The 22,210-nt window shown below is 49.8% G+C and carries 14 protein-coding genes and 6 pseudogenes; 9 read left to right on the plus strand and 11 right to left on the minus strand.

Annotated elements, in window-relative coordinates; translation table 11 throughout:
- The first annotated feature begins 8 nt into the window (after positions 1 to 8).
- The 5 genes and pseudogenes from REH51_RS04280 to REH51_RS04300 form a co-directional block, all read left to right on the plus strand.
- Entirely contained in the window at positions 9 to 1,136 is a 1,128-nt protein-coding gene (locus REH51_RS04280) for an AAA family ATPase (protein ID WP_009721498.1), read from the plus strand.
- A gap of 3 nt (positions 1,137 to 1,139) precedes the next feature.
- Positions 1,140 to 2,300 (plus strand): transporter substrate-binding domain-containing protein, encoded by a 1,161-nt coding sequence (locus REH51_RS04285; protein ID WP_009721497.1) that lies wholly within the window; start codon positions 1,140 to 1,142, stop codon positions 2,298 to 2,300.
- Positions 2,297 to 2,893, plus strand: coding sequence for an ANTAR domain-containing response regulator (locus REH51_RS04290; protein WP_009721496.1), 597 nt, complete (start codon positions 2,297 to 2,299; stop codon positions 2,891 to 2,893). The genes REH51_RS04285 and REH51_RS04290 overlap by 4 nt, the downstream gene beginning before the upstream one ends.
- Positions 2,894 to 2,906: 13 nt before the next feature.
- The gene (locus tag REH51_RS04295) at positions 2,907 to 3,425 is read left to right on the plus strand and encodes an AmiS/UreI family transporter (RefSeq protein ID WP_009721495.1); all 519 of its coding nucleotides are present in this window, start codon (positions 2,907 to 2,909) and stop codon (positions 3,423 to 3,425) included.
- A gap of 229 nt (positions 3,426 to 3,654) precedes the next feature.
- Positions 3,655 to 3,816: pseudogene (locus tag REH51_RS04300) on the plus strand (transposase); the annotation flags it as partial.
- Between the two features lie 39 nt (positions 3,817 to 3,855).
- On the opposite strand, the pseudogene REH51_RS04305 reads toward REH51_RS04300, so the two are convergent.
- The 5 genes and pseudogenes from REH51_RS04305 to REH51_RS04325 form a co-directional block, all read right to left on the minus strand.
- Positions 3,856 to 5,426, minus strand: a pseudogene (locus REH51_RS04305) (IS3 family transposase).
- A 72-nt stretch (positions 5,427 to 5,498) separates the two neighbouring features.
- A pseudogene (locus REH51_RS04310) lies at positions 5,499 to 5,905 on the minus strand (IS5 family transposase); the annotation flags it as partial.
- A gap of 65 nt (positions 5,906 to 5,970) precedes the next feature.
- A complete protein-coding gene (locus tag REH51_RS04315; RefSeq protein WP_498936944.1) occupies positions 5,971 to 7,599 on the minus strand; it encodes a methyl-accepting chemotaxis protein in 1,629 nt (542 codons plus the stop codon).
- 128 nt (positions 7,600 to 7,727) lie between these two features.
- Positions 7,728 to 7,949 (minus strand): annotated as a pseudogene (locus REH51_RS04320) (transposase); the annotation flags it as partial.
- A 108-nt stretch (positions 7,950 to 8,057) separates the two neighbouring features.
- Positions 8,058 to 8,852 (minus strand): annotated as a pseudogene (locus REH51_RS04325) (IS30 family transposase).
- 258 nt (positions 8,853 to 9,110) lie between these two features.
- Here REH51_RS04325 and REH51_RS04330 point away from each other — a divergent pair.
- A complete protein-coding gene (locus REH51_RS04330) occupies positions 9,111 to 9,242 on the plus strand; it encodes a YHYH domain-containing protein (protein WP_143759692.1) in 132 nt (43 codons plus the stop codon).
- 693 nt (positions 9,243 to 9,935) lie between these two features.
- A complete protein-coding gene (locus tag REH51_RS04335) occupies positions 9,936 to 11,804 on the plus strand; it encodes a sensor domain-containing diguanylate cyclase (protein ID WP_498936945.1) in 1,869 nt (622 codons plus the stop codon).
- 2 nt (positions 11,805 to 11,806) lie between these two features.
- Here REH51_RS04335 and REH51_RS04340 read toward each other — a convergent pair whose 3' ends face one another.
- The gene (locus REH51_RS04340; RefSeq protein WP_009721486.1) at positions 11,807 to 12,022 is read right to left on the minus strand and encodes a DoxX family protein; all 216 of its coding nucleotides are present in this window, start codon (positions 12,020 to 12,022) and stop codon (positions 11,807 to 11,809) included.
- Positions 12,023 to 12,060: 38 nt separating this feature from the next.
- On the opposite strand from REH51_RS04340, the gene REH51_RS04345 reads away from it, so the two are divergent.
- A complete protein-coding gene (locus REH51_RS04345) occupies positions 12,061 to 12,303 on the plus strand; it encodes a hypothetical protein (protein WP_009721485.1) in 243 nt (80 codons plus the stop codon).
- Between the two features lie 186 nt (positions 12,304 to 12,489).
- Here the strand turns inward: REH51_RS04345 and REH51_RS04350 are convergent.
- Together REH51_RS04350 and REH51_RS04355 are read right to left on the minus strand one after the other, a co-directional pair.
- Positions 12,490 to 12,624, minus strand: a pseudogene (locus REH51_RS04350) (JAB domain-containing protein); the annotation flags it as partial.
- 384 nt (positions 12,625 to 13,008) lie between these two features.
- Positions 13,009 to 13,344: a hypothetical protein gene (locus REH51_RS04355; protein ID WP_009721483.1), complete on the minus strand. Its 336-nt coding sequence runs from the start codon at positions 13,342 to 13,344 to the stop codon at positions 13,009 to 13,011.
- A gap of 408 nt (positions 13,345 to 13,752) precedes the next feature.
- Between REH51_RS04355 and REH51_RS04360 the strand changes: the two genes are divergently transcribed.
- Positions 13,753 to 16,197, plus strand: a complete 2,445-nt coding sequence (locus REH51_RS04360; RefSeq protein ID WP_498936947.1) for an EAL domain-containing protein — start codon at positions 13,753 to 13,755, stop codon at positions 16,195 to 16,197.
- On the opposite strand, the gene REH51_RS04365 is transcribed toward REH51_RS04360, so the two are convergent.
- Genes REH51_RS04365 through REH51_RS04375 form a run of 3 tightly spaced genes read right to left on the minus strand, consistent with a single transcriptional unit; the run spans position 16,194 to position 22,204 of the window.
- The gene (locus tag REH51_RS04365) at positions 16,194 to 19,346 is read right to left on the minus strand and encodes a response regulator (RefSeq protein WP_498936949.1); all 3,153 of its coding nucleotides are present in this window, start codon (positions 19,344 to 19,346) and stop codon (positions 16,194 to 16,196) included. The two genes, REH51_RS04360 and REH51_RS04365, sit on opposite strands and share 4 nt — an antisense overlap.
- Positions 19,343 to 21,541, minus strand: a complete 2,199-nt coding sequence (locus REH51_RS04370; protein ID WP_498936951.1) for a PAS domain-containing protein — start codon at positions 21,539 to 21,541, stop codon at positions 19,343 to 19,345. Before REH51_RS04370 ends, REH51_RS04365 begins: the two co-directional genes overlap by 4 nt.
- Before the next feature lie 12 nt (positions 21,542 to 21,553).
- Positions 21,554 to 22,204 carry a GAF domain-containing protein gene (locus tag REH51_RS04375; protein ID WP_498936953.1) on the minus strand — a complete coding sequence of 217 codons (651 nt, stop codon included), beginning with the start codon at positions 22,202 to 22,204 and terminating at the stop codon, positions 21,554 to 21,556.
- Positions 22,205 to 22,210 lie beyond the last annotated feature (6 nt).

The following is a 22,210-nucleotide window of genomic DNA, read 5'->3' on the forward strand; positions in this document are numbered from 1 at the left end:
CGACTCATATGCCTTTTATAAACGATATGATTACTGACTCAGATCAAAAGAAGAAAAATATTGAAGCTTTACAAGCTGAAAACTCATCAGAAAATGATGTTATTAACTCACACATTTCCAATAGTAAAGAACTTAATAGTAGGTTTAGATTTGATATTGATACTGTTATGTCTTCTGTAAAGTCTGAAATTATTGGACAAGATCAAGCAATCCTTGCTGTGGAAGACATGCTCAAGGTTGTTCGTGCTGATATAACAGATCCGAGAAAACCCCTTTATACCTCTTTATTTCTTGGGCCAACTGGCGTAGGAAAAACTGAGATTGTTAGAGCTCTTGCAAGATCGCTTTATGGCGATGCTGATGCTTTTTGTCGTGTAGATATGAACACGCTTTCACAAGAACATTATGCTGCATCACTTACCGGTGCTCCTCCTGGTTATGTAGGAGCTAAAGAAGGTAAAACAATAATTGATCAAGAAAAACTTGAAGGCAAACTAGGCCTACCTGGCATTGTCCTTCTAGATGAAGTTGAGAAAGCTAGCAAGGAAGTGCATCAAGCTCTTTTAAATGTTTTTGATAATGGATTGCTTACAGTAGCATCTGGGGAAAAAACATACAGCTTCAGAAATGCTATAATTTTTATGACGAGTAATCTAGCGGCCCAAGAAATACAACAACTTGAAGAGAAGAATCAGCACCCAATTTATGGAATGATTACGAGAAATACCTCTGGAAGAAAAAAAGCTGTAGACACTATGGTGAAAAAGAAGATGCTCAACACATTCTCACCGGAGTTTGTTAATAGAATTGATAACATCATAATATTCAACTGGATTGAAGCTAGTACGGTTGAAAAAATTGTAGATCTTGAAATAAAAAGGCTCAATCGTAGGCTTAAAAAGCATAACTGCAAGGTGGAAGTTGAAAACGATATTGTTAAGCTTATAGCAAACTCTGGTTTTGATCGCCAATTTGGGGCAAGATCACTTCGTCGTTCCATGAGAAAAGTTCTCGAGGTACCTTTGGCTGAGCATCTTCTAGATCATCATAAAGCTGATAAAATAAATTTTAATAAAATTATTTATAAAGCACAACTTGAAAACAGTAAAGTAAAATTTATAACAAAGCAGATATAAACCATGACGAATGATTCAAACAGTAGCACGACAGTTGGCCTGTTGTTTTCTGATACTGGCGTAACGTCTGATATCGAAAGATCCCAGAGGTTTGGAGCCCGTCTTGCAATAAATGAGATCAATAATAGCGGGGGGGTAAATGGATTTCCAATCCTTATAGAAGAGCACGATTTAGGAGGAGAACCAGAGAGGTTTAGATCTTACGTTGACAAATTGATAAAAGAAAAAAATATAAAGCTTTTTATTGGCTGCTATATGTCACACACACGAAAATCAGTAATGTCATCTATAGAAAGGGCTGATGCTTTATTATTTTACCCTACTCCTTATGAGGGTTTTGAATATTCGCCAAATATAATTTATGGCGGCCCATCACCAAACCAAAATAGCGCTCCTTTAGCTGCATATTTAATTAAAAACTATGGAAATAAAATTGTTTTTGTAGGGTCTGACTACATTTACCCTAGAGAAAGTCACCATGTAATGCGTATGCTTTATAAGCAACATGGGGGGGAGATTCTAGATGAAATTTACATCCCTCTATATCCTTCTAAAGAAGAAGTAGAGCATGCGGTTAAGCGTGCTGTAAGCATGGAGCCAGATGTAGTTTTTTCAACAGTCGTTGGACATGGAACATCGGAGTTTTACAGCCATTTTGCTGATCATTATTTAAATAAAAACAGGCCTCCTATTGCTAGTCTAACTACAAGTGAAGCGGAAATACGTAAGATGATTCCTTCGGTAGCGGAGGGAAACATAGTAGTAGCGCCTTATTTTACAACTGTAAAGACAAGTAAAAGTCTTAGGTTCATTGAAGCTGCTAAAAATTATTTCCCAAGAGATGTTTGTATCACAGCTTGGGCAGAAGCCGCATACCATCAAACAATGATGTTATGTGAGTCTATCCGAAGATCTAATAGCTCTAGAGTAGAAGATATAAAGAAAGAATTATATTCCTTTCATTTTGAAGCACCACAAGGAGAAATTTGGATAGAAAAGGAAAACAATCATACCAACTTAGCCTCTAGGATTGCCGTCATCAATAGCAAGGGAGACTTTGATGTCAAATGGACATCTCCATGCCCTATCAAACCAGACCCATATGTTGTGGTACATAGACTTGATGATTGGTCGAATTTGATGCCTAAGGTTGTCTTCCCATGAAAGAATCACCCATACTTTATAGCCTCAGAGATTTGCAAGTTCTTGTTATGTATCCAGAAGGAGAAGTGAATGATTCTTTATTATTACAACTAATACGTATCGGCTGCAATGTAAGGCATTTATGGCCGCCACCTGAAAAAATTAGCTTTGAAGTAGATGTGGTATTTTCAGCCATTTCTCAGGATCGCTTCTACTCAAAAATAAAAAACTTATCCAAAGGATTTTCTAATGAAGCAACTTTTATTACTGTTATTGAATATGAAAGTCCTACTGTAATATCTCAAATGTTAGAGATAGGCGCACACGGAGTTATTTCCTTACCGATTAACTCAAACACTATACTTCCAAGCTTAGTGCTTGCTAGAAATAACAGCGAAACCATAAAAAAATATAATCGCAGCATAAACAAATTAGAAGAAAAGCTAGCGCTTATAAATGTAGTTAACAAAGCTAAAATATTATTGATGCAGAAATTTAATATAGAAGAGGAAGAGGCACATCGACACTTAACAAAAAAATCGATGGAAGAGAGAAAAAGCTTAATAAAAACTTCAGAAGAAGTTCTAGCGACTTACGACAAACAATCAAAATAGCGGAGAGTTTAAAATGATATTAGGGCTTACTCTTTTATATGTTGGAGCTGTATTATTCGTCAATGGAATATGGTTACTAGGCAAGATTAGCGATAAAGAAATATCAGTTATAAACATTCTTGTTGGCACGCTGAGCTTTCTGACCGCCTTGTACTTAATATTCCACGACCCAGGCAATTTATCTTCAATTAGTGCAGGTGCATTCACGATTCTTTTTGCATTTACATATTTATGGGTTGGGGCTAATCAGCTCTTGAAAGTAGACGGTACTGGGCTGGGGTGGTTCTGCCTATTTGTTAGCATTACAGCTGCTATTGTAGGTATAAATTCTATATCTTCATTAAGCGCTGACTTTAGCCTTTGGAATACATTTAATTGGTTTGCCTGGTCTCTGCTTTGGTTCTGCTTTTTTACTCTTTTGGCACTTTCAAAAAACATACAAAAAAGCGTGGCTTTTTACTCCATATTTTGTGCCGTATTCACAGGATGGATACCTGGAATAATGATCCTGCAAAAAATGATAACAGTTTGATTTCAAGAATTTATAAGATATGTCCTCGACAAATAAGAAAGGGGCCTCCCCCTTTCTTATTTTTAGCTAGCCTCATTGGATCTGAAATATTTCGCTTCATCATGCGATAAGACCCCCTCTGTCAGCTTAGACATGATGGATTGACCTACCCCTTACCCCTCTGTCAGCCTAGTTGTCCGGTTGGCGATATCGTCTAAATCTAACTCAGAGGGAGCGGTATGGAACTCATGTGCCACGTTATTCCGCAGAGCGCAAAGCCGCCGTACTGAAAAAATTATTACCACCGCATAACCGCAGTGTGGCGTCGGTTGCGACAGAAGAAGGCATCTCTGATGCGGCCCTGTACAATTGGTTAAAACAGTGTCGAGAGAAAGGAGTGCCTGTGCCAGGTTATCGGTGATTTTCAACCCAGTTATCCAAATAGCTGCGTTTAAGCAGCCTGTTTATTAAGCTCTATTTCATGCACTTTGCCTGGGTTCAGTGAGACCGAACCTGTCAGCGCCCAGTATCTTGTATTACCTGACCAGCGTTTTGGGTGCCGACGTTTAGCCTCTTCATAAACGGCTTTACGTTGCTCAAGATGCACATGATCGAGGCCGCGATGCCGCTCAGCTGGCGTGACATACTGGATGCCACTGTGAAGATGTTGCTCGTTATAGGCTTGCTCGAACGTCAACATCCACTGCGTACCGCGCTCAGCGATTTAAAGCCTTTGCTGGGCCACGTCGGACAGTATTTGACGGTGCGGAACAGGGCTTCCGAGTAAGGGTTGTCATTGCTCACTCTTGGTCGACTGTAGGACATCAACATGCCCAGTTCTGTCAGCCTTGCTTTGAGTGTATAGGAGGTCATCGGCGCTCCGTTATCAGAGTGCAATACGGGTGGGTTATGCCAACAGTTTTCTCGCAACAAGTCGCGCTCCAGCAGCTTTTTGGCCAACTCGCCCGACTCTTCATCATGAACTTCCCAGGCGATGATTTTGCGACTATAGATATCCATGATCAGGTAGAGATACCAGTTCTGCCCTCGTACAACAGAGGGGCAGAAGCTGATATCCCAGCTCCACACCTGATTCGGCCCTGTAGCGGTAAAGCTCGTGGGCTCAGGTACAGTGCGACATGGCTTCATGCGTCCTCGATGATGGTGTTGTTCATGCTTTTTCAAGACCCGGTAGAACGATGACTCCGAGGCGAGATAGACGCCTTTATCCGCCAATAACGGTACGATCTGAGACGGCGGCAAGCTCTGACACTCTGGCTGATGACAGGTGTTCAAAATAGCCTGCTCCTCCTCATGGGTTAGTTGATGCGGCTGGTTGCATTGCGCTGCATGGGGTCGTCGATCTTCAACAACCACGCCGCGTTCAGAACGCCAGCGTTTGAGCGTTCGTTCGCTGACATTCATTACCTCGGCGGCTCGATAACGCGATGCGCCACTGGAGACCGCTTCATCAAATAACGCCACCAGCCTTGTACGCTCATCGAGGCGTGTCAGTCGTCCTCGTCGCTGTCGGGATCTTCGCTGTACAAGGCGTCGAGCTTTTTTGAGAGCACCAGTAACGACGTCGTCTCTGCCACTATTTTATCTTTGCGACGCACTTACGCTTTGAGCTGCTTGATGGTCTTATGGTTTTCTTTACGCTGCTTGTGCGCCGCTTTTTCCTGATTTTCTTGCCGACCAGCGCCTTCGAGACAAGCCGCTTTCCACTGCTGAGATTGCTCGGGATAAAGTCCTTCTTCGCGGCAGTAAGCGCCAAGCTCCGCCTCTGACAGGGTGACGGTTTCGATGACCACGGCTAGCTTGGCTTCGGGCGACCATTCGCTGTCGCCTTGTGTGTAACCTGGCACAGGCACTCCTTTTACTCGACACTGTTTTAACCAACTATATAGCGTCGCGTCAGAGATGCCTTCCTCTGTCGCTACCGATGCCACACTGTGATTATGGGGGCGGTAACAACTTCTTCAGGACGGCTGCTTTACGCTCTGCGGAATAACGTGGCACAAGGACTCCATGCCGCGCCCTCTGGATTAGATTTAGGCGATATCACCAACCAGACAACTGGCTGACAGAGGGGGTGGTCAACCCGCCGCGACTGCGGCCAAGTGCATGGTCTGCTGGTTCTATAGATCCCCCTTTTTGCCAGCACCGCTGGCCGACCGAGTGGCTCTAATAGATGTTGAATCCACCATCCATGTATCGAGATCCATATACCCATCTTCACGCAAACGTAGATGTAAGGGAGCCAATATCCGATCGAAGGTGCCATCATCACGCAATTGGCGAAAGCGTTGATAGACCGTCTTCCAAGGGCCATAACGCTCCGGCAGGTCGCGCCACTGCGCTCCTGAGCAAAGGATCCATAGAATGCCGTTAAGCATCTGGCGGTCGTCCCGCCGAGGACGTCCCATGGTCTGTGGCGGAGAAACGATGTCTTCGATCATCTGCCAACGCTGATCAGAAAGCTCGTAACGGCCTGCCATATAACCCTCCTGCTCAATCAACAGGAATAGCGTAACCTTGATGACTTTTCAACAGAACCTAAGGTCTACTTTTGAAGCTCTCTAAAAATGGGGGGATTACTATCCAAATACATGGTCTGCCCTACGTCGATTTTTAATGATACTTTAAATGCCGAGATAGCTTCTGCCAAATGCATCGCTTGAGTTTTCAATTGCTCTGCAGCAGTAGTAGACTCTTCAACAAGCGAAGAGTTCTCTTGTGTCATACGATCCATCTCGCTGACCGCTGTGTTCACTTGTTGAATGCCATCCTGTTGCTCCTCTGCAGCGTTAACGACTTCGCTGAGCATCGTAGCAACGTGTTCAACTGACTCAACAATTTCTTTCATCCTAGCACCTGCATTCTCAGCGTGAGAGCTACCAGTTTGGATTTTACCACTGGCGTTATCTATCAAAGTTCGAATATCACGAGAGGCTTCAGCGCTATGGTTAGCCAGCTTGCGCACTTCTTCGGCAACTACGGCAAAACCTCTACCATGCTCGCCAGCTCTTGCGGCTTCCACTGATGCGTTGAGCGCAAGAATATTAGTCTGAAAGGCAATCCCATCCATCATTTTAACAATTTCTGTAATTTGGTTTGCCGCGTTAGTAATATCAATCATCGTGGCAGTGACATCATGTACAGCTTGCCCACCTTCACGTGCTTTATTTGCTGCTTGCTTGGAGAGTCTATCCGCTTGCCGTGCTGACTCAGTAGAATGTTCGACAGTACTGGTAATTTCTTCCATAGAAGCTGATGTTTGCTGGATACTGGATGGCGCATTTTTAGTACGCCGTGAAAGGTCAATACCACCACTAGCTATCTCGTTAGAGGCATTTTTGACCGCTTCACTACTTTGCCGAATAGTGATCATTACACCTTCGATACGCTCAATAAAGGCGTTAAAAGCTCTGGCGAGTTGGCTAAGCTCATCTTTACCTCTCTCATTCAGTCGTCTAGTTAGATCCGCATCTCCTTCGGAAATATTGTTCATGGCTGAAATCGTGTTATTCAAGGGATTAATAATACTGTTAACAATGACTAAAAATAAGGCCATTACAGGTAATGATAAAAGCAGGACAAGGCCAGTAATACGCCAGAACATAGACCATAGTCTATCGGCCACATGATTCATATATACGCCAGTGCCTATAATCCAGTCCCACTGATCAAAAGTTATAACTCTAGACATTTTAGGAGCTATTTCAGTGCTATCAGGAAGCTCCCAAACATAATTGACTGTAGCACGCTCACTATTTTGAGTTCTTTCAGTCATATGCTGGAATAATGGTGTTCCCTCAGAATCTTTAAAATCAAAAAAATTGACGTTAAATCGATCTTCAACAGGCAATGAAGGATCCATTATTAGCATACCATCACGCCCATAAATAAAAATATACTCACCTCCTTCATATCGAATTTTATCAATCCTATCGATAGCATTTTGCATGGCCTCTGTTTCGCCTAGCTCTCCATTTTTATACCTCTGATAGGCATCATAAACAAAGCCCCGCGCTACATCATTAACGGCGTCCAGTTTCTTCATTTCAGCCTCAATCAGCTCAGTCCGCGATTGCATAATCATGAACGCAGACATCGCTACGATGCCAATAACCGCAATGAGAATTAAACTCCACAACCTAGCTTTTATGGTTATTTTTCTAATCAATAACATTTTAATTTTTCTCTTTTAGCTTTGTTAGGTTGATGGAGCAAAAAATTAAACTTTTTTTTTAAAAAAAGTAAAGTACGCAATATGTCCAGCCTTTAACGTTTTACGGGCATTTGGCTTCATCGGCGAGGGCCGCACCACTGCTGAAGGAAGTAGAACCGCAACATCCGCTCCAGCCCGATGGGGGGGGGGCCGGCCGCGCTTGTTCGCCGAATTCGGAAAATAAGACGATGACAGCGTTTCGATCAAGCGTTGCCATGGCACCAGAGCATCAATCTGTGCCAGGAACCGTCCCGGCGAGTGACCTTCTTCTTGTTCTGATGCTCAACCTGAGCAAACGAGTTATTTTTCATCAGCTTGCGAGTTTATTGGTACTCTCAGGTAGTCTTTTGACCCTGAATTCAACTAACAAGTGCAGCACCTGCGGTTTCTAATGCTTCTGAATATTTTCCTAAGAACACCTAGGCTGGGGTTCGGTATCCCAGCCGCTTTCTTGGTCTATCAATCAGTTTGTTGACGACGCTTCGTAGCTCTGCATTCGTCACCTTCCGAAAGTCTGTCCCTTTTGGAAAATACTGCCTGATCAGATCATTGGTGTTCTCGTTTGTCCCACGTTGGCCTGAGCAGTAAGGATCACAGAAATACACAGAGGCGCTAACCGCTTTAGCAACGGCCTCGTGGACTGCAAACTCCGAGGGTAGACGTGCTGCCAACAAATAGCCACTACGTCGCTCTACCAACGTCACTATTCCCGTTTGCTTGTGTCCATAGAGCACCGTGTCTCCTTCCCAATGACCGATAGTGAGACGTTTTTCGATAGCAGAGGGTCGATGCTCAATCCCCACACGCTTAGGAACCTTGCCAAGTCCTGCGCTTTTGGCATGGGCACGATGCCTACTGCGGCGCTTGGGCTGACGGAGGTGCCTCCATAAATCGCCCCCCCTGGCCTTATCGTCCCAAATCAACGAGTAGACCCATTGGTGGCTAACCCCTATCCCCGTAAACGGTGCCATAAAGCCGCTAACCTGCTCTGCTTCTCTAAGTCTGTCAGACACAGCATTTACGAGGCTAGGAAGCCGCTTTGTCCACTTCCAGGCGCAACGGCGTCTTTGATCGCTATAACGCTGCGCCAGTGCGGGCTCATATCCCTTAGCCCCCAAGTTACGTCTAAACTCGCGGCTCACGGTACTGCTGTGAATGCCAAGCTATTGAGCAATCTGACGCTGGCTAAATCCTACATCCCTGCGGGCAAAAATTTGATATCGTTATGCTTGGGTCAGCTGTCGGTATCCCATACTCTGCTTCACTTTGGTCGGTTAGGCAGAGAGGGTACCGCTGCTGGCCCTCCTGCCTCTACCGCATGATCCAAAGTGCTGCAGTTATTCTATGAATTCAGGGACTAAAGCCAGCTTCACTTCAGCATGATAGATTCTAGTCTCGTATAGCTAGTAGTGGGCAGCTATAATAAGGAGACGATCAATAAGAAGGTATTATTAGCTCTAATGCTGACTGGTATGTTCTTCGGAGTCGGTAACGTGTCAGCGTCCACGGCTGCATACAGCGGTGATGGGGTATCGCACAGCGGAGGTACCGATAAGAACGGTTGCCATAGGGACACTAAAGCTGGCACGCGTCACTGCCACTAAGTAAGGTTTTGCAGCGCCATAAACGTCGCCTTAGGCATGCCGCACGTGACTGTCATCTTACGGATTGCGCGAAATCACGATTGTCCGATAACGACCGAGGCTGTGTGAAAACGTTCGAAGAGCCCCGGGCCGAACAAAAATCGAACAAGAATGGCGCTCTCTCGCTCATTCTGAGGCTACTGTGTTCTAAAGCTTCTCTAGTTTTCGCGTACGGGCGCCATTTTCTGGGCAGATCGAGAGTTTTAATACAGCCTCGACCCTGAGCGATCATTCCTGGAAATGCAGCATGAGCGCGAATTTTGACTATACGAACCAATATGAAATTAATAATACAAAAAAATCATAGGCTTGGGGGATTTGATGCTGCACATGGTACAGTCAATGTGGCACGGCTGTATGTTAATCTCGTGACGGCATCCCTAGTGGCAGTCGCTCTAACTTTCGCTTGCAGAAGTAAGGAGCATAACAAAGTGCACCAAATCGCTACGGCCTTCGCCGGATGGCCTACTGCGAAAGCCACCTTTGTGCACGGGGTTAGGCATACCCAAATGAAAGATATAGAGAACCTTGCGAGAGCCCTAAAGCAAAATTTTAGTGATTCAGAGTTCATGCTAGAGAAGCCCGAGTTGATAGATAGTCTCGAAGAGAAATATTCATGCGTACCCGCCGCCCTAAAACAGCTATATGAGGCTCTTGGATACGGAAGTATCGAACATTCCCATGCTCAGTTTTGACAACACATACAGTAGCGGTGGCACTAACAGTGGTACTTCCGTTGCCTGCCAATTCTTGCGGCTACTGCTGCTGGTGTTTCTGCTGGCGCCTGTCCAGGTGTTTGCTCAGGATGCCGCTATTGAGTGGTTCGAAGCGCCGGAACCGGAAATGAGCATCGAGGATATCCGGGCCCTGCCTGAATCGCAATGGAAGCAAAAGGCCAGTAATGAAACCCTGAACTTCGGGTTCAGCAGCAGTAATTTCTGGCTCAGAGTCGAGGTGTCGGCGGAACCGGACAAGCAGTTGCTGGAAATCGGTTATCCCCTGCTGGGCGACGTCCGGGTCTACTGGTTCGTCGGTGGCGAGGAAGTGGAGCGTTACGTCACCGGTAACCGCTGGATGTTCACTTCCCGCCCCATATATCACCGTAATTTTGTCTTCCCGGTGCCCTCTGGTACCGAGCCAGCCACGGCGTACGTGCGTGTGCAGACCGAGGGGGCGGTGCAGATTCCCGTTCATGTAACCACAGAGTTGGACTTCCTGGCGTCTGAGCAACTGAATTACGGTTGGGAGACAATGTATCTGGGCGTCATGGTCGCGATGGCACTGTACAACCTGTTCATTTTCATGATGGTCCGGGATCTGGCCTACCTGTGGTATGTTCTCACCGTTATTGCCTCAACTCTGGTATTGCTCAACTTCAGTGGCCTGGTATTCCAGTGGTTGTGGCCCGATCTGCCGATTATCAACCGGTATTTCGCGCCGTTGATTATCTCCGCCAACGCTTTCTTCGCCGCCATGTTTACGCTGAGTTTTTTGGAAGTGCGACGATACAGTCCTGTCGCTCACCGATTGCTGCAAATACTCGTGCTGATTAGTGTTGGCTGTTTTGTCTATGGCCTGTTCGGTAGTTATCAAATTGCCACTGTCCTCGTCAGTGTGCTTGTTGCGGTTGCTACTGCGCTGGGCTGGGGGATAGGAATGGTTGTCTGGTACCGGGGGCAGGTGCTTGCCAAGTTCTATTTTCTGGCATGGACCCCGCTGCTGTTGGGGCAACTGGTATTTGCCATCAGCAAGATGGGCCTGATTCCCACCAACACCCTGACCGTGATGGCGCCACAGATTGGCGCAACGCTGGAGGTCGTTCTGTTGTCGTTTGCTTTGGCCTATCGCATAAACCTTGAACGTCAGCACCGAATCGAGGCCCAGCGCTATGCCCTGGACATAGAGCGCCAGGCCAACCAGACCCTTGAGGCACGGGTCCAGGCACGCACGGAAGAGCTGGAGCAGGCTAATGAGCTGCTCAAGGCGGTCACAATAACTGACGGCCTGACCAAGGTGGCCAACCGACGCCGGTTTGATGAAAAACTGGAAACCGAGTGGAATCGCGCACTTCGACATGGGCAACCGGTTAGTCTGGTAATGCTGGATATTGATCATTTCAAGCAGGTCAACGATGACTTTGGACACCTGGCAGGGGATGATTGCCTGGTCAGCGTTGCTCAGGTCTGTGCCGATGAAATACAGCGATCAGGGGATCTGCTGGCGCGATACGGCGGCGAGGAATTCAGCGTGCTACTGCCTGCCACACTGGAAGATGGGGCTGTTAGTATGGCAGAACGTCTGCGTGCTGCGGTCGCAGAAACGCCGATTCATGTGGTGGGTAGTGACAGCCCGATGAACCTGTCAGTCAGTGTCGGTGTTGCCACGATGACCCCGGCTCCCGGCAGTCGCCCTGCAGAACTCATAGGCCAGGCTGATGAAGCTCTCTATGCCGCAAAAAAAGCTGGCCGAAACCGGGTGATGGTGTACAGAGGCAGCGGTAGCCGGGCGATTACCGGCTCCTGATGTCAGTTCTTCAGCTTGTAGCGGCCCGGGCCGATGAAACTAACGGCAACCCCGACGAACAGGAAGAAGCCCTGCAGTTCCAGTGACCAAACGCCATTGCTGCCCAGTGCTATCAGTTCGTGGCTATGCACCATGGCAATGACCACCAGCATGTTGAAGTCAGTCAGCAGCGCACTAATATGAGTCTGGTAGCCCAGGATCACTATCAGCGGTGCCATTAACTCGGCAATGAAGACGGCCCAGGCGAACGCATAACATGACTCAATCTCCCAAGGAACCGACTGAGATTTACGATGAAAAAGCAGCAGCAGAACTATCAGAAGTAATAATTGTTGGCGATTATCTTGCTGGACATTACGAAGCTTACGACAAGAGAACCGACTGGGAATTCGGTTATATAGGTTACGATGGTGTTTCGAAACTCACTCGACAGAGTTCGAGAGTTTCACTGATTTTTGGCCACCCAGCCAAAAAGTATGGTGCTGAGAAAAATGCTTAACAATCGACTACAGAGCGACCGATTTTCCACCGCTTCCCAGCTCCAAATCGGCGCGTGGGCCGAGCGTTATACCAGAAATGCCTAAAAGGCAGGAATTGGCCGTTTCCTATCTTAACCAAAAAAAGAAAGCTTGCCTCATTATTAGAACTGCCTCGCTGGGCAGCTCTAATTTACCCCGATATATACCTACAAATACCCTATCTCCGCAAACGACTTGCACCCGTCACTACCCACCACTACGTGATCCATTACTCGAATATCCATCAACCCCAAGGCCTCCTTAAGGGGCCCAGTGATACGCCGGCCTGAATCGCTAGGCTCAGGATCTTCCAGTCAGCCAAAACAGTGCTACGCCGATTCGTCAAGATGAGCCAGAGTGGTTGCCAGATTACCGCGTATTAGCAACCAAGCGCTGGAGAAAATAAACCCTGGCGTCTGTAACCAATTGATTCTATTTGTTAAACCAGCAGGCCTGAACGGTCGACCAAGAGATTATGAGTCCAACCAAGCAAACTTTGGGATCGCGCCTGCAATGCGTAAACAAAATCTTTTCAATGAGTTAGGGTTTTCCATGGTTTACATGACTCACATGGTTTTCACCCTGTTAGCCGCCAAATGACAACCAGGCGGCAACCAAATTACCACCGCTGCAGCAGGACGAGGGTGACTACATAGCAGGCTGCATAAAGCGGCTTAGACAGTGAATCAGGGTACAGCCTGACAAGCGCACCATTGGAAAAGCAGGCTTCTGCGCTCAGCCCTACCTTCCGTGCGCAGACGTTGAACCAATTCGTTCACTGTTTGTAAAGCTTCATTCCAGGTAGCGGGCTCATCATGATAAACCAGCGGGTCGATAAAACGCTCGTAGCGATCCTTATGGATGGGGTTGGTCTCTACGCACGCTAGACCATAGTGCAGCTCATCTGCTGAGCTATTGACAAATTGTGTATGCTGCTTGCCGAACTGAGCCACGTCCGTCTGTATTACCGCCTTTACCAACCTACGTAATATAGCGATGTCATGCTCGCAGGATGTCGCCATGTGAAGATCGTAGACATGCCTCACCAGCGTTTCATCATCTTTTTGGGAAAGGACGGAATAGCGCATAGGCCTAGACAGAGCCTGATGCTACACACGCTGAAGACGCCTGCACGAAATGTTTTTTACTGCGCTGGAGTGGTTTTGGCGGCATGGCCCCCATTGGACTTCGAGAAATGAAAAAGTGCGCCTGATAGGCACCCGTGAGCCGGGATTGGCAGCCCGGCGGGCCGCCTATTCGATCAGGCCAAATCCACATGAAGTGACGAAGAACCCAAAAACTCAGATACCCTGGAATTTGGCTTATCCGAGTAATCTCGCGAGAAAGTATTGGCCTATTTTAGCAGCTTGCTAGACTATTATTCGGATCATTTCGTAACGACCCGATTTTTCGCTTATAAAAGGAAAATTATGTGCCCTAACAATTCTGATAAAATGGCCAATCTGCGAACCCATTACATCACTCACCTAGGTCAATACGAACAACAACTGGAGGCACTTTGGTCGGCCGCGGCTGATGACCAAAGCAAGCTGTCGGATATCCAGTCAATGGCGCATCGTCTGGCCGGTTCGGGCAAGGCCTATGGATTCCGGGAATTGTCGCAGGTGGCGAGAGAGTGTGAGCAGGCACTGGAGCAAACGGAACATCTCTCACGGCAGGAACGAGCACCGGCAGGATCCGAGCCGGTCAGAGAATTGTTACGGGCATTGAAACAGATCTCGAAAGCTGAACCGAACGAGGTGGCCCATAATTACGCCCAAGATGCTGCAGAAACGAAAAGCCAGTCCGAAAACGATATTCCTGTCCTGATTGTGGATGACGATAAAAACTTCGCACTCAAACTCTCGGAAAACCTCGACTCTTACGGTTATATTGCGCACGTTGAGCAGAATATTACTCAATTGGAAAAAGCAATTGCCGACTATGACCCGCTTGCTGTGATCGTCGACATGGATTTTTTCGGCGATCGCTTTGCGGGTGCCAGGCAAGTGACTTACAGGCAACATAACGATGGCGCTCCCCTTCCCATCATTTTCATCTCTGAGCATGATTCTTTCGACCTTCGCCTGGCATCCGTCAGAGCAGGCGGCAATCATTTTCTTCACAAGCCATTGGATATTTCCAGATTGACTGCCCTGCTGCGCGCAGAGCTGAACATGGCACCTGTCGAGCCCTATCGGGTCATGATTGTTGACGATGATCAAGACTTGCTGAATTTGTATGAAAACATTCTCGATGATGCCGGCTATTCAGTCAGAACGGCGGATAACGCGCAGAACGCCCTCAATCTTCTCGATCAGTTTCAACCCGAGCTGGTACTGATTGATGTCAAGATGCCTGGCTGCAATGGCATTGAGCTGGGTCGTATCATCCGCCAGCATGAAGAATTTTCTAGCATACCGCTGTTATTTATGTCGGCGGTTGCTGGTATGGATGTGCAGCTGGCCTGTGCCCGCCTGGCAAATGACGAATTCATCAACAAACCGGTAGAACCCTGGCGGCTGTTGATGATGGTCAAGTCGCGTGTTGTGAAAGGCCGCCAGTTGCGAAGCATGGATCGCGTTTTGATGACACCCGGGGCAGACGTGGCTCAAGACCCACTGACGGCGCTACCAAAACTGGTGGAAGTCCGGCGTACTCTGAACGGCCTTTTGCAACAACCGTTTGAAGGGGTTCTGGCCGTGATAAAAATGGATCTTCGGGAGTTTCACTCCATCAATAATCTCTATGGCCACTATTTTGGTGATGAGGTCCTGCAAGGTGTTGCATGGAGGCTAGGTCAACACCTGGACAAGGACAGTATGTTGAGTCGCGAGGGCAGTGATGAGTTTCTGATTCTGAGTCAGGGGCATTCCTCGCAAAAGGCGCTTGATGAGTACGTGAGGAAATTGGTTCAGGTAGTAAATCAAACGGATATGAACTCTGAGCATGGCTCTGTCTCGCTATCGGTGGATGTTGGGGTTGCGATCGCCACGGACAACAACATGACGGCAGACGAGCTCCTGGACCAGACGGATATAGCTTTGTTTAAAGCGAAAGCGGCCAAAGATGCTGAACGGGTTTACTTTGATGCAGAGCTCAAGGCTGAGCAAAAATACCGCTTTACCCTGGAACAATCGATCAGGCTGGGGCTGGATAAACAAGAGTTTGTTGCGGTTTACCAGCCAATTTTCTCAGTGGCAGAGAGGCGCATTGTCGGGTTCGAGGCGCTGGCCCGTTGGCAACATCCGGAGCGTGGTCTGCTGGGGCCGGGGGAGTTTATTCCACTGATGGAAGAGCGGGGGCTAATTTCCCGGTTAACGGAGCAGATAATCAGCCGTGTGGTGCCTCAACTCGCCCATTGGCACACCATCAACCCGGATTGGTTTATGTCGCTGAACCTCTCCGCGAAAGATATCCAGACACCGGTGTTTATCAACAACCTGACCTCGCTGATCCACGCCCATCAGCTGATGCCGGAGAAAATCGTGCTGGAAATCACCGAGAGTCTGCTGCTGGCGGACTGGCAAAGCGCCAGTCAGGTGCTGGCGTCACTCAGGTCGCTGGGTGTTCGCGTGGCACTGGATGATTTCGGCACCGGTTACAGCTCGCTGAGTTATCTCCAACGCATTAACGCCGACAAGCTGAAAATCGATCGCAGTTTTATTGAACACTGGTCCCAAACCGGGGATGCCCGCTTGTTGCGTGCTACGGTGCGATTGGGCCAAAGTATGAACATGGATGTGATCGCCGAGGGTGTTGAAAAAAACGAAGAGCTGGCTTTTCTAAAGCAACTCGGCTGTCACCAGTATCAGGGCTTTCTGAGCGCCCGCCCCATGCTGCCGGAAGACATTGAAGCGGGTGACTGGTTTTAAATATGTCGCCGGATCACACTGACGAGCTGCTCAGAAGTCAGCCTGTTTTTCAGCAATACACTCGCGACGGCTGAAGGTGCCTCCTTTCCGATATCCTCGCCGGACAAGATGACGATGGCCGCACCGGGTTGTGCGCTCTCGATATCCGGGATCAAATCCCACCCTGAGCCGTCGGGCAGACCAATATCAAGCAAAACGGCATCATAAGCGTGCTGTTTTAGCAGCCTTTTGGCATCAGCCAGGGTTCCTGCCCGTTCCAGGCTTAAGTGGTCACTGACCATGGCCGAAAGGATATCGTGTAAATCTACATCATCTTCAACGTGCAGAATTTTCGGACAGTGCCCCTGTGATAGCTGATGCCTCACCAACTCGATCAGCTTCTGCTGGTCAATGGGTTTTGCCAGCCAAGCAATATTGTCTGCCTCGGTATCAAGCTCCAGCTGGCCCTGGTTCACTTTGGCGGATACCACGACAATGGGAATGTCAGCGGTGGCTGCCTGCTTCTTCAGCCGTCTGATGATGTCGAGACCACTGACATCCGGCAACATCAGGTCAAGGCTGATCAGATCCCAGTTGCCCGCTTCTATGGATTCAAGCGCCTCTGCACCAGAATGACAGATGGCCACCCGATACCCCGCATCCTCCAGCATAATTCTCAAGAGGCTGGCAATGTCTGGATCATCTTCCACGACCAGTATTTTGGGTGACTCACTGGATAAGCCGTCGGTATTTTTGGGAGAAAGGTCAGAGGGTGCCTTTTCAGCCGGTGATATCATTGGAAGCGAAAAGAAAAAGCGCGTTCCTTCGCCGGCGGTTGTCTCGAAGTCAATCGTGCCGCCCATGCGGGTAACCAGCTGTTGGGTAATGGCCAGGCCGAGCCCCGTGCCCCCTTGTTGACGCGTGTCTGAGCTGTCCGCCTGAGCAAATCGCTGAAATATCTTGTGGTGAAAATCCTCTGGAATACCCGGGCCCTGGTCGATCACGTTGACGGTGATATCGGTATCCGTACTGGCTGCCTCGACAGTGACTGTACCGCCGTCGGGAGAAAACTTGATGGCATTGGACAGCAGGTTGGCCAGCACCTGCTTTAACCGCTGCTCATCAACCTTGACGTTTTGCCGGGGTATCTCGCTGTACAGCGTCAGTTTGATATGGCGCTCGGCGCCGTAGGCCCTGTTTTCCTCCACGGCCTGCTCAAGAATGGGTTGAAGCGGTTGAACCTTCATATCTAAATTCACTTTACCCGTCGCGATCTTTTCGATGTCCAGCAAATCATTGATCAGGTGCGCCAATCGCTCACTGTTTCGATGGGCGGTCTTCAACAGTTTTTTGACCTTTTCGGGTATATCCCCCAGCTTACCGCTCAAAGCGAGCCCGAGAGCGCCGCTCACGGAGGTCAGTGGTGTGCGCAGTTCGTGACTGACGGTGGAAATGAATTCGTTTTTCATTTTTTCCATACGCTTGCGATCGGTGATGTCCTCGGCAACGCCGAGAAAGCCGGTCAGCTTATCCGCGTCATCGAAAATGGGGGTGACGGTCAACATGACTGGCATTGAGTCACCCCGTTTGGTCAGGTAGGACCATTCCCGCGTCTCGAAGCCCTCGCGCAGGGCGTTTTTCACGAAGACATCAAAGCCTGTGACGGTCTCGCCAAGTGCATCGGACAGCGCCACCGACCGTGCTTCTATTTCAGATGGAAGATGAAACAGCGCGGGACTTTGCGCGCCAACCACGTCATTTGAGTCGTACCCGAGCAAATTTTCAGCGCCGGTGTTGAACAGGGTGATGGTTCCCTCGGTATCGGTGGCGATAATGGCAAACTCCGTTGACGCTTCCAGAACATTGCTCAGCATGGTGGAGGTGCTGGCCAGTTCGCGGGTGCGCGCCTGGACTTGCTGTTCCAGCGTATCGCGTGCATTGTCCAGTTCAAAAAAGGTCTGGCCCAGTGCCGTGGCCATGGTCTGGAGAGAAGCCGACAAAGTGCCATACTCAAACACCGGGCTTGTTGGCATCTCAGGAGGATCACGCCGGCGAATTGTCTCAGACAGTTGTTTGCTGGCGTTGTCCAGTTGTACCAACGGACGTGTCAGAAGGCGACTGAGTAAAAAGCTGACCACAATGCTCAGCAGGGCCATCACCGCCAATAAAACGAAGCTCTCATTGCGTTTACGTTCCAGGGTCTGAATCAGCGCCCCGGCCGCCTTATCCGCTATCAATTTGGTGCCGCCCGCCAGGCCATTGATCGGCAGCTGGGATTGGTAGTGTCCCTGCCGCCAGCGATTCACCAGGCTTTCATCGGAAACCGGCAGCCAGATGTCCAGATTCTCCAGGCCGGTGATCCCGCGGCTCATTCCTGATGACGTCGAGACGACGTCGCCGGCCTGGGCAATAAGGTTGCCCTCCACATTGAGCAGCGCTATGCCGTCTATGGCATCGGTGTATTCAAAGCGCCGCAGCTCGGTTTCAAGAACTTCGGAGGCATCGGGGTTCTGCCCCAGGCGATCCGCTGTGGCGGTCAGGGCGCGCTCCATGACACTGGCCAAGCGCCTCTCCAGTTCTGTTTCGTCCTCATGGCTGTCAATGATCACGGGGATGGATCCGACGATCAGCGCCAGGGTCAGAATAACATGGAAGAGCAATTCATTTAGCCGGATATAGGGTGGCAGCCATTCAACTGTCCCCTTCTGAAACCGCCACACCAGTATCTTGACCAACAGCCCTGCAATAAGGGCATTGAACAGCCCATTCAGCGACTGCTTGAGAGCAATCATGATGGCGGGCGTCGTATCCATGCCCACCACGCCTGTATACAAGGGTAGAATAAGGGTGGTACCGGCCACGAGCCAGAAAGCCAGATCGGCCAGTACCAGATTGTTCAGGCCGCGCCGGTACAAAAGGCCGACAACAACCGCTTCCAGCGTAAAGACAAGCATGGCATAGGGATGGCCCCAAAGTACCCAGGTGTAGGCACTGCCGGCCAGCGCTACCCAGACAGCAGGCCAAAAACCCACCAACCTGATGGCTAGCATCACGACGACAGAGCCAAAAATAAAATGTATGCCAAAGAACAGGGGAAGGCTGAGCATATTGCCCAAAACCGCGAGCAGAACCAGACCGAATGTGGCGATGGCTTGCGTTGCAAAGGTCATGATTTAATCACCGGTAACTGAATATAGAACTCGGCACCACCGCCAGCGGCATCGCGATAGCCAACCTGGCCGCCAAGCTGCTGGCAGATTTCACGGGTTATCGCCAGTCCCAGCCCGGTGCCGGGCAGCTTGCGGCTATCGGTGGCGTCGGCCTGGCTGAACCGCTGAAACAGTCGTTCCTGAAACTCCGGCGACACCCCGGAGCCGTGATCCCGGATGCGGATTTCAGCGGTTTCGTCCTGCTCAATGACCGAGACTTCCACAGGGCTATTTTCCGGGGAAAATTTCATGGCGTTGGACAACAGGTTCGTCAGGGCCTGGACAAGCCGCTGGCTGTCGACCTTAACCGTGATCGCTGGCCACGCCTGGGGGGTGTTAATGTTGACGCTGTGGGAATGCAGGTATTCCCGGACAGACTCAATCGCCTCATCTAGAATGGGCGCCAAGGCTTGCTTCTGCGGCGCCATGGTCATCTTGCCCGCCACCAGTTTTTCCATATCCAGCAGGTCGTTGATCAGATGCATCAGGCGGCTGGTATTGCGCTCAGCCGTTTCCAGCAGTTTCTGCGCTTTATGCGGCAGCTCACCGGCCCCCCCCCCCGCCAACAGGCCGAGACTGCCCTTGATGGACGTCAGCGGTGTACGCAGTTCATGGCTGACAGTCGCAATAAACTGGTCTTTCATCCTGTCGAGCTTCTTGCGCTCACTGATGTCCTCGACAAGCGACCAGATGACTTTCCGGCCGTCTATTTCCTCACTGATCATGCCCTGCAAGCGTACGGGGTAGCGACTGCCGTCTTTTCGTATGTATTCTTTCTCAAAAGGGCCATAACGCCCGGTTGTGCGGAGGTCCGCGAGGGCTTTCTCCTCTTCGGGCAGGTACTCTTTGGGCGTGAAATCCCAGTAACTGAGCGCGATAAACTCTTCTGCCGTATAACCGGTTGGGGCAACCAGTGCGTGGTTGAGGTCGATAAAGCGGCCAGTCTCAAAGTCATTCAGCGCAATGCCAATGGGCGAAAACTCAAACAGGCCATGAAGGCGCGCTTCACTCTGTTCCAGAGCAATGCGTGCCTTTTGCTGTTCGTCAACATCTTGAATATACCCATGCCACTGGATACTGCCATCCAGTAAACGTTCCGGTTTGGCGTCACCCGAGACCCAGCGATAGCCATGGCGTGGGTGCGCCACGCGATACTTCATGGTCAAGTTCTCCAGCGTCCGGGCTGAGTCTTCGATGGATGCGCTCAAGGCGGCCAGGTCATCCGGATGGATACGCTCGAAAGCGGGCGTGGCCTCCTGCGCGGCCTGCTCCGGGGTTATACCATACAGATCTTCAATCTGGGGCGAGCTGAAGGGGAAGACCATTGTTCCATCGGGGAAACGGCGGAACTGGTAAACCACGCCCGGCAACTGTGCCATCAGCTTGGTCAGACGATCATGACCGAGGCTGTTGGTCAACACCTCTGAGAACCAATTGGCCAGCAAGCGGAGAAACAGCTTTTCGCTTTCGTCATAGCCTTCTTGCCTGACGCGAACAGAAGAAAAGTTCAGGGTTCCCCAGGGGTGGCCGTCCACCTCCACAACAATGCCTGCATAGCTACCCAGCGAGTTGGCTTTGTAACAGGGGTGAGCGTGATACTCAGGCTGATTCGTGTCCGGAATAAAGTACTCGCGGGTAGGCCCTTCATCGGCACTGGACACCAACAAGTCGCACCAGGTGTCGCCCAGTGGGAACTGCTGACCGGCGGCCACCGGAATGCCGTCATTGGCGTCTACCCAGGCAACGGTATAAGTGTCTCTCTCGATATGGCTGAGAATCGCCATATCTGAGCCAAGATAGTATCTGGCCTCCTGCAGGGCGTAGCCAATCTTGTCATCCAGTGAGCGATGGGTGGAGAAGGCAATATCGTTCAGCAGCATCAATGCCCTGTGATTGTGCTCCAGTTGCTGTAGCGCATCGTACTCGCGGGTGATATCCACAATAAACCCTTCAAGCACAGCCGGATACTGTGGATCATCCCGGACGCACCGGCCGCGCTCTTCTACCCAGCGCCATCCCTTGGTGCGGTGGCGAATCCGGTACTCGATGTGCCACTCCGTATTCTCCGTCATCGCTTCTGCGACGGCCTCGTCACACTTTGACGCGTCGTCGCTGTGAATCAGTTTGGCGTAACTGATGCGTTTATTCCCGATCATATCGTCAGCTGTTTAGCCACTGACGTTGTCCACTTGCCTGCTCATATAGAGCATGGTCCAGTGTTCATCTGGCAGGCAGCGGAAGGTTATACCTGGCATATTGTTCAGCAGTGATACCACTTCATCATGGCTTGCCTGTAGCTTCTGCTCCATTTCGGTGGTCTGTCTGCGCTGTCGGGCATCCGCTCGGATTAGATCCTCCACCATGGCCGCCAGCTCCCGGAGTAGAGCAATCTGAGTGTCGTCAAACGATCGCGGTTGGCGGTCGATCAGGCATAGGGTACCCAGGCGATACCCAGTATCGGTATGCAGGGGGGCACCGGCATAGAAGCGGATGTCTGGGCCGCTGGTCACCAGTGGGTTATCGAAGAAGCGCTCGTCTTCAAGCGTGTCTTCAACGATCAGCGTCTCGCTTTGATGAATCGCATGGCCGCAGAAAGAGATATCCCGGGGTGTTTCTGTTGCGTCCAGCCCCTGGCGAGATTTGAACCATTGCCGATCCCGGTCTATCAAAGACACTAGGGCAATGGGCACAGAGAAAGTATGGCAAGCCAGACGGGTGATCCGGTCAAACCGCTCCTCGGGGCCCTCGGTCAGAAGGCCAGTGTCGTCCAGTGCCTGCTGACGCTCGGTTTCATTGTCAGGAATCTCAGGGGCTTTCATAGGTTA

It is taken from the genome of Halomonas bluephagenesis (assembly GCF_054790765.1).

Bases quoted from the DNA above. Each gene is read 5' to 3' on its own strand.
- REH51_RS04355 (WP_009721483.1), bottom strand. From the start codon at position 13,344: ATGGCGACATCCTGCGAGCATGACATCGCTATATTACGTAGGTTGGTA.
- REH51_RS04375 (WP_498936953.1), bottom strand. From the start codon at position 22,204: ATGAAAGCCCCTGAGATTCCTGACAATGAAACCGAGCGTCAGCAGGCA.
- REH51_RS04295 (WP_009721495.1), top strand. From the start codon at position 2,907: ATGATATTAGGGCTTACTCTTTTATATGTTGGAGCTGTATTATTCGTC.
- REH51_RS04330 (WP_143759692.1), top strand. From the start codon at position 9,111: ATGTTCTTCGGAGTCGGTAACGTGTCAGCGTCCACGGCTGCATACAGC.
- REH51_RS04290 (WP_009721496.1), top strand. From the start codon at position 2,297: ATGAAAGAATCACCCATACTTTATAGCCTCAGAGATTTGCAAGTTCTT.
- REH51_RS04285 (WP_009721497.1), top strand. From the start codon at position 1,140: ATGACGAATGATTCAAACAGTAGCACGACAGTTGGCCTGTTGTTTTCT.
- REH51_RS04360 (WP_498936947.1), top strand. From the start codon at position 13,753: ATGTGCCCTAACAATTCTGATAAAATGGCCAATCTGCGAACCCATTAC.
- REH51_RS04340 (WP_009721486.1), bottom strand. From the start codon at position 12,022: ATGGCACCGCTGATAGTGATCCTGGGCTACCAGACTCATATTAGTGCG.
- REH51_RS04315 (WP_498936944.1), bottom strand. From the start codon at position 7,599: ATGTTATTGATTAGAAAAATAACCATAAAAGCTAGGTTGTGGAGTTTA.
- REH51_RS04365 (WP_498936949.1), bottom strand. From the start codon at position 19,346: ATGACCTTTGCAACGCAAGCCATCGCCACATTCGGTCTGGTTCTGCTC.
- REH51_RS04345 (WP_009721485.1), top strand. From the start codon at position 12,061: ATGACTCAATCTCCCAAGGAACCGACTGAGATTTACGATGAAAAAGCA.
- REH51_RS04280 (WP_009721498.1), top strand. From the start codon at position 9: ATGCCTTTTATAAACGATATGATTACTGACTCAGATCAAAAGAAGAAA.
- REH51_RS04370 (WP_498936951.1), bottom strand. From the start codon at position 21,541: ATGATCGGGAATAAACGCATCAGTTACGCCAAACTGATTCACAGCGAC.